This is a genomic window from Bizionia hallyeonensis (assembly GCF_042657385.1).
GTDB classification, from domain to species: Bacteria; Bacteroidota; Bacteroidia; order Flavobacteriales; family Flavobacteriaceae; genus Algorimicrobium; species Algorimicrobium hallyeonense.
This window is the reverse complement of record NZ_JBHSLA010000001.1, coordinates 847,170-859,420: the sequence shown is the minus strand read 5'-3', so window position 1 is coordinate 859,420 and position 12,251 is coordinate 847,170. Positions and strand designations below refer to the sequence as shown.

Sequence of the window (12,251 nt, the reverse complement as noted above, 5' to 3'; positions counted from 1 at the left end):
TAATAGCACTAAAAAAAAGTGTGTATACATCTTAAATTTATTGAAAAAACAGAAAATTATGAATGTACAAGCATATTTAGCCTTTAACGGCAATTGTCAAGAAGCATTAACCTTTTATGGTAAATTATTTAATGCAGAAATTAAAAACCGCCAAACGTATGAGGATCGTAAAATTGATGTACCATCATCTTACAGGCAAAAATTACAACACGCTGAATTAAAAGGAAGCGGAATTCGTATAATGGCTTATGATGCCGCTCCGGACACACCAATTAATCACGGCAACCAAATACACATGAGTGTAGATTGCGACTCCAAAGCCGAAGCCGAAAATCTTTTCAACGCGCTATCCAATGGAGGCAAAATACACCATAACTTCAGAGAGCGTGAATGGGGTTATTTTGGTAGATGTTCAGATGAATTTGGAATTAACTGGATGGTGAATTTTAATAATTAAACCAGATATCATTAATCATAATTTATCCATTAATACTAAAAACAATATACATGCAAATAATATTTGAATACCACGATGTGGCAAGCAGTGAGGCTTTAGAAAATGAAGCGCGAGAAAAATTAGAACAATTAGGTCAGAAATTTGATATGGTAATTCGTGCCGATGTATTTTTTAAAACAGAAAACACCACGTCTGACGAAACCGGAAAAATCTGCAATATTAGATTAAGTTTACCAGGTCCTAGACTCTTTGCCGAAGCGAGTCATGATAATTTTAAAGACTCTCTATTGGAATCTGTTCAAGATTTAGAGCGCCAATTGCGTAAGGTTAAAGAAAAGATGAAAAATTATTAACGATTAAAAACTGTACCTTATGAAATCTTTATTATTAAATGCAGCCTCTATTTTAATACCAGGTAGAAAAGCAAAAATTATTATCGTTGGATTACAATTGGGTTTTCAGGTGTATAAAGTGCTAGAACAGAAAGATGAAAACAAACATATTGAAACACGAAACTGATTCTTTAGCTATCATTTACAACCCCTTTTTTATAAAAGCACTGTTTACAATACCTAACAGTACCGTATTGTATAATCGTGATTTGTTTCGTTTTTTTCATTTTACTTTTGGATAATGGACTTATCACTCATGTTTTTACGAAACCCTTATTCATGTTAAAGTCTATATATCTTTTCCAAAAAACACCACATAATTAAAAAGCCGTAAAAATCTATAAATTAGATTGTTACGGCTTTTCTAGTACTCAAGGCGGGAATCGAACCCGCACTCCGAAGAATCGGATTTTGAATCCGACGTGTCTACCAATTCCACCACTTGAGCATGCTTAAAATTATAGTAGGTGGCAAAATTATAAAATAAAATGCTTCCAAGCATTAAAAATACACCCTTTTATGCTTTTGGAGTTGAAATAAATTCCTAAATTTGCACCTCGTTAAGACGAACTGAATATAATTAGTTATAATACAACCAATTAAACATGCCAAACGTACAAACAGAAGCAAAAATTTTTACCTGTACTCAAAGTAGAGCGCTCGCGGAAAAAATCGCTGATGCCTATGGTATTCGGATGGGTAACGTTATTACATCCACCTATAGTGATGGTGAGTTTCAGCCGTCTTACGAAGAATCTATACGCGGAACGCGTATTTTTATTATTGGCTCTACCAATCCAGGACCGGAAAACCTGATGGAAATGTTGTTAATGATTGATGCAGCAAAACGCGCTTCAGCCAGACACATTACCGCTGTATTACCATACTTTGGTTGGGCCAGACAAGACAGAAAAGATAAACCTCGTGTGCCAATTGCGGCAAAACTAGTGGCAAAAATGCTAGAAGCTGCCGGAGCAACACGTATTATTACCATGGATTTGCATGCGGATCAAATTCAAGGATTTTTTGAAAAACCAGTAGATCATTTATTCGCATCTACTATTTTTCTACCGTATTTAAAAAGTTTAAATTTAGATAATTTAACCATTGCGTCTCCAGATATGGGCGGCTCCAAAAGAGCCTATGCATATTCCAAAGCATTAGAAAGCGATGTGGTTATTTGTTATAAGCAACGTGCTAAAGCTAATGTTATATCACACATGGAATTAATTGGTGATGTTACAGGAAAAAACGTTGTATTAGTAGATGATATGGTGGATACCGCAGGAACTTTAACAAAAGCAGCCGATTTAATGATGGAGCGTGGCGCTTTAAGTGTTCGTGCAATTTGTACGCACCCTATCTTATCAGGCAGCGCATATGAGCGTATTGAGAATTCGAAGTTGGAAGAACTAATTGTAACCGATTCAATTCCTTTAAAACAACAAAGCGACAAAATACGGGTGTTAAGCTGTGCTAATCTATTTGCTGAAGTGATGCTAAACGTACATTACAACAAATCTATTAGCTCAAAATTTATTATGTAGTACCCTTAAAGTACTACCAAAATTAGAATATTAATAACAATTATATATAAACAATGAAGTCAATTACAATTAACGGATCTAAAAGAGAAAGCGTAGGCAAAAAAGCAACAAAAGCCTTACGTAATGCTGGACAGGTGCCTTGCGTATTATACGGAGGTGACAAACCAGTACATTTTAATGCTGAAGAACTTGCATTTTCAAAACTGGTTTATACGCCTAATGCGCATACAGTTGTGATTTCTTTAGATAATGGTGATGAATTTAACGCAGTTTTGCAAGATATTCAGTTTCATCCTGTAACAGATAGAATTTTACATATCGATTTCTATCAATTATTTGAAGACAAGCAGATTTCAATGGAAATTCCTGTACACTTTGTGGGGAATTCTAAAGGAGTTAAAGCTGGTGGTGTTTTACGTAAAAACGCGCGTAAATTACGTGTGAAAGCATTACCAAGTAACTTACCTGATTTTATTGAAATAGACATCACAGATTTAAAAATCGGTGCTAAATTATATGTTACTGCTTTAGAAAACGAAGCATACAAAATTTTACATACTGATAACACAGTTGTTTGTCAAATTAAACGTGCAAGAGCTGCTATGGTTATTGCTACGGATGATGACGAAGAAGAACTTGAAGAAGGTGCAGAAGCAACTGAAGGAACTGATGCTCCAGAAGCAGAAGGTCAAGAATAAATCTAATCTTAGTATCAATATATTTAAAAGCATTCTGATTTTTCAGGATGCTTTTTTATTTTTTCTATAAATTTGAAGCATGTGGAACCTATTTACATTTTTAAATAAACGCCAAGCTTTTAAAACAGCCGAAACAGATAGCATGAAAAAATTTCTAATTGTAGGTTTAGGTAATATTGGTGATAAATACCATAATACCAGACATAATATAGGCTTTAAAGTACTAGACTTTCTAGCGCATAAAGAAGACCTCACTTTTACTACCGATAAATTAGGAGATTTAACCACCTATAAATTTAAAGGACGCACGTTTATATTATTAAAACCGAGTACTTATATGAATTTGAGTGGCAAATCTGTTTTATATTGGTTAACGAAAGAAAAAATTCCTTTAGAAAACCTGCTTATCATTACAGACGATTTGAATTTGCCTTTTGGAAGTATTCGCCTAAAAACCAAAGGAAGTGATGGTGGCCATAACGGACTTAAAGATATTCAAGACAAATTAAATACCACGAAATACAACCGTTTCCGGTTTGGAATTAGTGATGAATTTAGCCAAGGTCGTCAAGTTGATTATGTGTTGGGTGAATGGAATGAAGACGAAAACAAACGCCTACCTGAACGTTTGGAAAAAGCCGCTGAACTTATTAAATCTTTTGGAACAGCAGGCATTAGCAATACGATGAATAGTTTTAATGGAAAATAAAAAAAGGGAAGCCAAATGAGCTTCCCTTTTTTATAAATTTAATCGCAAAATTACTCAACAATTATTTTCTTGGTTGTCCTTTTAGAACCTTCAGAAACTTGTAGTAAGTACATACCTGATTCTACATTTCCAATATTAATAACTTCGTTAAATTCCGAAATATTTTTATAATCATTGGTATAAACACGACGTCCGCGAATATCAAAAACAGTAATGGTAATAGCATCTGTAACGTTGGACATTTTCACATTAAACGTTCCGTTATTTGGATTTGGATAAACACTAAACTCGGAAACAGCAAACTCATCAACAGATAAAGACGTTAAAACATTTACCGAATAATCTTCAACTTCTCCATCATGACCGTTTTGACATGGTGTTGCAGCAGAACTATATTTAGTTACAACGCGCATAGTAGTCGTTCCTAAAACAGCATCAGCCGGAACTGTTACCGCTAAAGGCGAATTAGCTGCTGGTCCATTTGCAGTGCCAATAGCAGACCCCATATCATACATTTCAGAGCCATCAAAAACACAATCTTGATTCCAATCTATCCACACTGTAGAAATACAAGTAAAGTTTCCGTCTGTATTCATATTTACTACTAAATCATACATACTCTCCCGATTAACATCCGTGGAAATAGCTGTATAATTACTATAACCAGACGGTTTTCCTGAAGCATTATCTATAGTATTAAATTGAACCAAGGTTGTACTAGTTTGATATGAAGTATTAGCAATAGAAGCACAAACTCCATCTACCAATGTTAAAATAACATCAACATTCTTTACTGTACTCCCTGAAGTACCAGACACCGTAATTGTATAGTCGCCAGCTGGTGCTCCACCTAAATTATTAACATCCACTATAAAAGAGCCAGACACATCCAAACTGTTAGGTGTTATTACTACATTACTTCCTGCAGGATTTCCAGAAACGGTAAAACCTGTTGTGTCTGTAAATCCATTAATAGCAAAGTAATCAAATTCATATGAAACAGATGTTCCACCACAAATGGCTTGATCGCCATTTGTGTTTACAAAATAGAAATCTGGGTCATTGGTATTAATATTAAAGTTTGAATTAGAAATGTCATAAAAAATATTATCAGCCGCCTCAACCATTACTCTTGCGGTTGTAGATAATGTTCCACTTGGAACGTTTATATTTTCAGTACCATCATTAGGTGTTGCAGCTGCTAAAGTGTACGGGTATGTGAAACCGCCATCAGTTGACAATAATATATTTACAGTTTGACAATTTATGGTTGCATTATCAGTTTGCCCAACATTCCACGTTACAGTTTGCGTGGCTCCTTCTGTCCATACATCTCCACCATTAGGTCCAGCAACTGTAAAAGGATCAACATTTTCTACAGTCACAGTCATTAAATCTGCGTCTGTTTGACCAATGCCTGCTGCAAAACCACTACCATTATCTCTTACTATAAAAGAAAACTCCATGTTTCTAGCAACAGAAGGTGTTACTTCCCATGTTGGCGTTAAATTACCAGCAACAACATCACTTAATTTTGGCATATACCGATTTGGTGAATCGCTTGGTAGAATAGAACGATATAGTGGCCCAACGGTCCATGCTGACTGCGGCGCACCATTTCCTGGTGCACGCTCTGGATCATTTTGACTCCAATTATAAGTAAGAGACGCTTCGCCATCTGGATCTGTTGCCGTACCTTTCAAAACATAAGGTGTGCTTTTAGGGATATTATAATCCGCTCCTGCATTTGCTACTGGAGGCTGGTTAACTAAATCTGTTTCAACATCACAAGTACTACTAACTCCAGTTTGAATATTTGCTGAAATATCCCGAATATTTACATAATTAAAGTGCGCATCACTATTGTTTTGCACATTAGTTGCACAAATACCCGCGTAACCCATAATTGAGCTACCGGAAGCTGGTTCTACTTCAGTAGAGCCATTTCCAGAACGACTGCAGGTATTCATAGAATGCCACCCATCAAATTGATGACCCATTTCGTGTGCTACATAATCAATATCAAAAGGATCGCCTGTTGGATCTGGTCTTCCAGTATAACCCCTTCCTTTATGAAAATTGGTTTGGGACTGACTAGCGCATACACACCCTAAACATCCAGCACTCCCGCCACCTGACGTATTAAAATTATGACCTATATCATAATTATTAACACCAATGACATTGTCCAAAGTTTGTGCTGTAGTTGTGTTAAATTCGCCGTTCCATGGATCTGTGGCTGGATTTAAATAAATAACAGCATCATTATTAGCAACAAACACAAGCGTAATAGCTAAATCGCGTTCGTAAATTTCATTAACACGATTTATCGTTAATACCATTTGAGCTTGAACATTAGCCTTTTGCTGTGCAACAGTTCCCGAACCTGCAAAAATCTGTCCATACTCACCATTACAGGATTGTGCCAATCTGTAGGTCCTTAATTTTCTATCGTCTGTATCGGCACGACTTGTAGAACGTTCATTGGTTAAAGAGCCTAAATCTATATTTTCGTCTACAAGGCATTCAAAACCCTGTAAATCTTCACCTAAAGTATTTCTACTATAAACCATATAGGAATTTCTGTTTTCCGTGTATGGATCAATATATACCGAGCTTCTTTTTCCAGATAACATCATGGCGTGTAGTCCAAATTGGGTCACACTAAAACGCATGGTGGCTGTAGGATCATCAATACCAACGGCCTTATAAGTTTTAATCATTGGATATCTTTCGGCTAATCCTGGCGCCATAATAGGGGATTCAGACACCATAAATTTCTCAAAAGTGCCATCGGCAACAGGAAATTCAACAACAACATTAGAACGTCTGGAGTTTTCACTTCTTAAAGGCGCATTTTCAATTGCATTTTTAAATGCTTGCAAATCTAAATTAAATACTTCAAATTTTGAAGGTTGTGACGCTCGATGAACTTTATCCGCTTTATTAAAACTGCCTTCCTTTGTTTTACTCCAATAGCTGTTTTTTTGTTGCGCCATCACGGCCGGACCAAATGCTAAAACGAAGACTAATAGTAAAAGTTTAAGCTTCTTAAAATAATAATTTGTAGTTTTTCTCATAACACACTTACTTAAGTTAATTTTGTGAATAAATTTAGTTAAATAATTGCGAAAACAATAATTTTCATCATTTATTTTGAGGAATTAGAAATACAACACTTATTTTATACTAAAACTTGATTAGCCAACAAACCCAAAATATTGCACTGACTTTAGTGTTTTTTTTGCTATTTTTACTCCAATTATTTAATCTCTAAATTATAATCATGAAACAAAACAACTTTAAACTAGTTTTTTTATTACTACTGTTTGTAAGTGTTTTTAGTTTACAGGCGCAGCAAAAATCTGCCTTGACAACTTCAATCTCTAACGAACCGCTTCAATTAACTGAAGAAAACCAAAGACATTTTAACGAAACTGGTTTTGTAAGGTGCGCCACGGTAGAAATGGAAGCTTTACGCAGACAAAGCAATACAAACATACAATCGGATCAAGAATTTGAAAACTGGTTAGCGCCTTTAATTCAAGAACGTCAAGAACGTATTGCTCTAGAAAAAGCTAATGGAACTTACAGACGTGCCGTGGTTAATATCCCTATTATTTTTCACATAATAACCGGTTCTCAAGGCGATGCTAACGATATTTCAGCCGCTAGAATCCAAGCACAAATAGATCAATTAAATTTAGACTTTAACAACCTTTCAGGAAGTACAGATCCTGTTGCAGAATCTGCGGAAATAAACTTTATTCCAGCAGCTGTTGATCCTAATGGAAATGTTTTACCAGAACCTGGTATAAATAGAGTTTATGGTTATACTGGTACAATTGCTACTAATACCATGAACGCTACTATTAAGCCAGCAACTATTTGGGATCGTTCTTTATACGCTAATATATGGAGTGCCAATTTAGGAGGTGGCGTTTTAGGATACGCACAATTTCCATCTAACTCAACACTGCCTGGTTTAGACCCAAATGGCGGTTCAGCACTTACCGATGGCGTTGTTGTCATTCCAGGTAGTATTGGCTCTTTAACTAACCCAGGAACTGCAGCACCTTATAATGCTGGTCGTACGTTAACACACGAAATTGGTCACTGGATTGGACTAAGACATATATGGGGAGACGAAAATTGTGGAAACGATTTTTGTGCGGATACTCCAGAAAGTTCAACTTCCAATTTTGGTTGTCCAACAAACAACCAAACTACTTGTGATGGTAATAGAGACATGGTTGAAAATTATATGGACTATACGGATGACGCGTGTATGAATATTTTTACAGCAGATCAAGTAAGTAGAATTTTAACTGTTCTTGAAAATGCGGATGGTATTTCAAATTTACCAAATTCTACAACAGGTAGTGCAGAACCTACTATTCTTATAAGTACTACCCTACCTTCTGGAATTTTAGAAGGTGATGGCTGTGGTTTTCAAGACATTGAAATTACATTAACAGCAAGCGAAGCTGGAAATGCTTCGGCAACAGCAACTTTATCACACTCTGGTACGGCAACCGAAAATATAGATTTTGAACTTATTAATAACTCCGTATCATTTCCTCAAGGTGATACAACGGGAAGCAATACTATTACATTACGCGTATATGAAGATGGTATGGTTGAAACTGATGAAACCATTACTTTAAATGTTAATGTATCAACCACTGGCGATTTAGTGGCCACCACAAATACATACGTTATAACTATTACTAATGACGATACAGCTCCAACTAGTTCAGGTAATACCGTTTTATTTAGTGACGGTTTTGAATCGTACACAGATTGGCAAATTACACCTGTTGGCGCTTGGACTATGTTAGACAATGATGGCGATACAACCTATGCAGCAGATAATAACGATTTCCCAAACGAAGGGTATACAGGAACATTTATTGTTTTTAACCCTAGCCAAGGCACACCTGTATTTGGTGACGGATGGAATCCTCATTCCGGAACAAAAGGCTATTACTGCTTTAACTCAACAGGAAGCTCTAGTGGTACACCTGAAAATGATGATTACATTTTTACGCCTCAAATTTCGTTAGATGGAACGAATAGTGAACTCAAATTTTGGGCACAAAGTTTAACCGATAATTACGCGGGAGGCGAACGTTTCCAAGTAGGTATTTCTACTACGGACACTAACCCTGCTAGTTTCACCATTATTACACCTGCACCATACGTTATTCCACCATTAGAATGGACAGAATACACGTATGATTTATCAGCTTATGATGGTCAAGATATTTACATCACGTTTCATGTAGTTTCCGCCGATGAGTTTGTATTTATGTTGGATGATGTTTCTGTTACTGCAGACACAACTACGGGCGCTCAAACACTAGTTAATACAGCAACTACAGCTGGAATTAATGAGGTTGGAATGGCCTATTTTACAGATACAAACACTGGAAACGTTATGATTGACGTGGACAATACAGGTGGCTTTAACTATGCATGCGTAGACGTTTCAGTTTCTAGAGATGTTGCAACTGCAGGAGCAGCAGCAGTTATGTATGGCGCTAATACCGATCCAGATTCTTTTGTTACCGCGAAAACATTCAATATTACTACAACTAACGTTAGCACATCTGATACTTCAACTATCAACTTCTACTTCAGTGAAGCCGAACTTGCGGGTTGGGAAGCACTAACAGGAAATTCTAGAAGTGAACTTTTTGTGAAAAATGAACTCACTAATGAAGTGGCAGCTATTACTATTTCTGCTTTTGGATCTGATTCCAAATTAGCAGCTTCCTTTACAGCAGGTCTTGAAGGAATTTATGTTTTTGGTACACAATTAGCGTTATTATCTGTTGATGCATTTGAAATGGCTTCCACGTTGTCCGTTTATCCAAACCCAACAACATCTGTTTTAAATATTAAAACTACAGATGCTAACTTGCCTGATAGTTATGCTGTATACAACATGCTTGGTCAAGTTGTTAAAACGGCTACTATTTTAGGCGCTTCAGATTTACAAATCAATACATCTGATATAAGTAATGGCATGTACTTTATTAAAATACGTAAAGACAATTCATCACTTACAATACCATTTATTAAGAAATAAAAAAACGTTTCTTTTAAAACTTAAAAGCGGATTGGTATTTATATCAATCCGCTTTTCTATTTTTGTACAAATACTTTTTTCCATTGAAAATAATACAAACGCATCATAGCGACTTTGAGAATGAAACTGTTGTTACCATTGGTACATTTGATGGTGTTCATATTGGACATCAAAAAATAATAGAAAAACTAGTTACATCTGCTAAAAATAATGCTCTAAAATCAGCTATAATGACCTTTTTTCCACACCCAAGAATGGTGCTGCAGAAAGATACCACCATCAAATTACTCAACACTATAGATGAAAAAGCAGCCATCATGGAAGCTCACGGGTTGGATTATTTGGTTATTAAAAAGTTTACTAAAGCATTTTCCCGACTAAAGGCGGAAGATTTTGTTTCAGACATTTTAGTAAAACAACTGCGAGCTAAAAAAGTTATTATTGGTTACGACCACCATTTTGGAAGGAATAGAACAGCCAATATTGATGATTTACGCCAATTTGGTATTGACTATCAATTTGAAGTTGAAGAAATTTCAGCACAAGATATCAATGATGTTTCTGTTAGTTCCACAAAAATTAGAACAGCACTATTAAATGGAGACATAAAAACAGCCAATAGTTATTTAGGTTATAACTACATGTTGACCGGAACCGTAATTCACGGTAAAGGATTAGGTAAAGAAATAGGTTTTCCAACGGCTAATCTGCATATTGAAGAACACTATAAACTAATACCAGCAGATGGCGTTTATGTGATTAAATCTAAAATAAACAATCACATCTATTTTGGGATGATGAATATAGGCACAAATCCCACGGTAAATCCAGATAATAATCAGTCCATTGAAATAAATTTCTTTAATTTAGAAGCATCGTTATATGGTTCTAAATTAAAAATAGATATGCTTGAACGCATCCGAGACGAGCAGAAATTTAATTCCGTGACCGAATTACAGGCACAATTAGAAAAGGATAAACAAACCGCTTTACAGTATATAAAAAATCATGCGACTCACTAATTTTCTTTTTAAACAAGTAGATAATTCGGCCTTAATAGTTTTTCGGATTATTTTCGGTCTTCTTTGTTTGTTGGAATCTATTGGTGCCATTTTCACTGGTTGGATTAAGCGAACATTAATTGATCCCCAGTTTACATTTTCTTTTATTGGTTTTGAATGGCTGCAGCCGTTACCGGGTAATGGCATGTATATTTACTACACCATTATGGGTCTTTTTGGCCTATTTATTATGCTAGGATACAAATATCGTGTGAGTGCTTTTATGTTTACACTGTTATGGACCGGCACGTATTTAATGCAAAAATCATCGTATAACAACCATTACTATTTATTGGTTCTTTTAAGTGCTATCATGATTATTTTGCCAGCACATAAAAATGTTTCAATAGATGCCAAATTAAATCCGAAAATTAAGGAAATAGCGATGCCAAATTGGTGCAGGTATATTTTTGTTTTACAGATGTTTATTGTTTATACCTACGGTTCCGTTGCCAAATTATATCCAGATTGGCTAGACGCTTCTGTTATGGCTATTTTAATGAAAAGTAAGGAGCATTATTTTTTAATTGGTGAATTCCTACAAAATGAATGGATGCACTATTTTCTAGCTTATGGTGGCATTCTATTCGACGGTTTAATTATTCCTTTACTACTTTATAAACCAACACGAAAACTCGCGTTTTTTGCTTCTATATTTTTCCATCTGTTCAACTCCTTTGTTTTTCAAGTTGGAATTTTCCCATACTTATCCCTTGCTTTCGCCTTATTCTTTTTTGAGCCTAAAACAATACATCGCATATTTTTAAAACGAAAACCTTTTTATGAAGGTTCTGAAGTAATTATTCCACCCTATAAAAAACCGATGCTTACTGTTTTCGGCATCTACTTTTTAGTTCAAATTTTATTGCCTTTACGTCAACATGTTTTTCCTCAATCGGTTTTATGGACGGAGGAAGGCCATAGAATGTCTTGGCGCATGATGCTGCGCTCAAAAAGTGGCCATACCCTTTATCATGTTGTGGATAAAAAAACACAAGTGAGAACCACTATTAATTTAGACTATTATTTAACACCTAAACAAAAGCGTTTAGCCAGTGCTAAAGCAGATGTTATATGGCAGTTTGCGCAAATATTAAAAGAAGATTTTGCAAAAAAAGGACAAGATGTTTCTGTTTTTGTGGACTGTAGAATAAGCGTGAATGGACGCAGTTATATTCCGTTTATTAATCCAAAAATAGATATAGCCGCAACCAAGTGGTCCGCATTCAAGCATAGCGAATGGATTTTACCACCAAAACAAGATTATTTCACACGGTAATTACGTAAATTTGC

The 12,251-nt window shown here is 35.5% G+C and carries 10 protein-coding genes and 1 tRNA gene; 9 read left to right on the top strand and 2 right to left on the bottom strand.

Annotated features, from left to right (window positions below; translation table 11 throughout):
• Positions 1-58: 58 nt before the first annotated feature.
• Genes ACFPH8_RS03945 through ACFPH8_RS03935 form a run of 3 tightly spaced genes read left to right on the top strand, consistent with a single transcriptional unit; the run spans position 59 to position 976 of the window.
• Positions 59-457 carry a VOC family protein gene (locus ACFPH8_RS03945; protein WP_248397407.1) on the top strand — a complete coding sequence of 133 codons (399 nt, stop codon included), beginning with the start codon at positions 59-61 and terminating at the stop codon, positions 455-457.
• Positions 458-507: 50 nt separating this feature from the next.
• Positions 508-810, top strand: coding sequence for a ribosome hibernation-promoting factor, HPF/YfiA family (hpf, locus tag ACFPH8_RS03940; protein WP_376858632.1), 303 nt, complete (start codon positions 508-510; stop codon positions 808-810).
• 19 nt (positions 811-829) lie between these two features.
• Positions 830-976 (top strand): hypothetical protein, encoded by a 147-nt coding sequence (locus tag ACFPH8_RS03935; RefSeq protein WP_376858630.1) that lies wholly within the window; start codon positions 830-832, stop codon positions 974-976.
• A 241-nt stretch (positions 977-1,217) separates the two neighbouring features.
• Here ACFPH8_RS03935 and ACFPH8_RS03930 read toward each other — a convergent pair.
• Positions 1,218-1,297, bottom strand: a tRNA-Leu gene (locus ACFPH8_RS03930).
• A 157-nt stretch (positions 1,298-1,454) separates the two neighbouring features.
• Between ACFPH8_RS03930 and ACFPH8_RS03925 the strand changes: the two genes are divergently transcribed.
• From ACFPH8_RS03925 to pth, 3 genes are all read left to right on the top strand, one after another.
• Positions 1,455-2,396 carry a ribose-phosphate pyrophosphokinase gene (locus ACFPH8_RS03925; protein WP_248397376.1) on the top strand — a complete coding sequence of 314 codons (942 nt, stop codon included), beginning with the start codon at positions 1,455-1,457 and terminating at the stop codon, positions 2,394-2,396.
• Positions 2,397-2,449: 53 nt separating this feature from the next.
• A complete protein-coding gene (locus ACFPH8_RS03920; RefSeq protein WP_376858627.1) occupies positions 2,450-3,094 on the top strand; it encodes a 50S ribosomal protein L25/general stress protein Ctc in 645 nt (214 codons plus the stop codon).
• Positions 3,095-3,236: 142 nt separating this feature from the next.
• Positions 3,237-3,803: an aminoacyl-tRNA hydrolase gene (gene pth, locus ACFPH8_RS03915; protein ID WP_248400691.1), complete on the top strand. Its 567-nt coding sequence runs from the start codon at positions 3,237-3,239 to the stop codon at positions 3,801-3,803.
• Between the two features lie 50 nt (positions 3,804-3,853).
• On the opposite strand, the gene ACFPH8_RS03910 is transcribed toward pth, so the two are convergent.
• Positions 3,854-6,883 (bottom strand): reprolysin-like metallopeptidase, encoded by a 3,030-nt coding sequence (locus tag ACFPH8_RS03910; RefSeq protein ID WP_376858625.1) that lies wholly within the window; start codon positions 6,881-6,883, stop codon positions 3,854-3,856.
• 206 nt (positions 6,884-7,089) lie between these two features.
• On the opposite strand from ACFPH8_RS03910, the gene ACFPH8_RS03905 reads away from it, so the two are divergent.
• The 3 genes from ACFPH8_RS03905 to ACFPH8_RS03895 all read left to right on the top strand — a co-directional run bounded on the left by ACFPH8_RS03905 (position 7,090) and on the right by ACFPH8_RS03895 (position 12,237).
• Complete coding sequence (locus ACFPH8_RS03905) at positions 7,090-9,897, top strand: choice-of-anchor J domain-containing protein (RefSeq protein WP_376858623.1); 2,808 nt, start codon at positions 7,090-7,092, stop codon at positions 9,895-9,897.
• An 83-nt stretch (positions 9,898-9,980) separates the two neighbouring features.
• Entirely contained in the window at positions 9,981-10,919 is a 939-nt protein-coding gene (locus tag ACFPH8_RS03900) for a bifunctional riboflavin kinase/FAD synthetase (RefSeq protein WP_376858621.1), read from the top strand.
• Entirely contained in the window at positions 10,906-12,237 is a 1,332-nt protein-coding gene (locus tag ACFPH8_RS03895; RefSeq protein WP_376858619.1) for an HTTM domain-containing protein, read from the top strand. Before ACFPH8_RS03900 ends, ACFPH8_RS03895 begins: the two co-directional genes overlap by 14 nt.
• The last annotated feature ends 14 nt before the right edge of the window (positions 12,238-12,251 follow it).

Excerpts from the sequence above, each read along its gene's own strand:
- ACFPH8_RS03945 (WP_248397407.1), top strand. The coding sequence starts at position 59 with ATGAATGTACAAGCATATTTAGCCTTTAACGGCAATTGTCAAGAAGCA.
- ACFPH8_RS03935 (WP_376858630.1), top strand. The coding sequence starts at position 830 with ATGAAATCTTTATTATTAAATGCAGCCTCTATTTTAATACCAGGTAGA.
- ACFPH8_RS03910 (WP_376858625.1), bottom strand. The coding sequence starts at position 6,883 with ATGAGAAAAACTACAAATTATTATTTTAAGAAGCTTAAACTTTTACTA.
- ACFPH8_RS03905 (WP_376858623.1), top strand. The coding sequence starts at position 7,090 with ATGAAACAAAACAACTTTAAACTAGTTTTTTTATTACTACTGTTTGTA.
- pth (WP_248400691.1), top strand. The coding sequence starts at position 3,237 with ATGAAAAAATTTCTAATTGTAGGTTTAGGTAATATTGGTGATAAATAC.
- hpf (WP_376858632.1), top strand. The coding sequence starts at position 508 with ATGCAAATAATATTTGAATACCACGATGTGGCAAGCAGTGAGGCTTTA.
- ACFPH8_RS03895 (WP_376858619.1), top strand. The coding sequence starts at position 10,906 with ATGCGACTCACTAATTTTCTTTTTAAACAAGTAGATAATTCGGCCTTA.
- ACFPH8_RS03920 (WP_376858627.1), top strand. The coding sequence starts at position 2,450 with ATGAAGTCAATTACAATTAACGGATCTAAAAGAGAAAGCGTAGGCAAA.
- ACFPH8_RS03925 (WP_248397376.1), top strand. The coding sequence starts at position 1,455 with ATGCCAAACGTACAAACAGAAGCAAAAATTTTTACCTGTACTCAAAGT.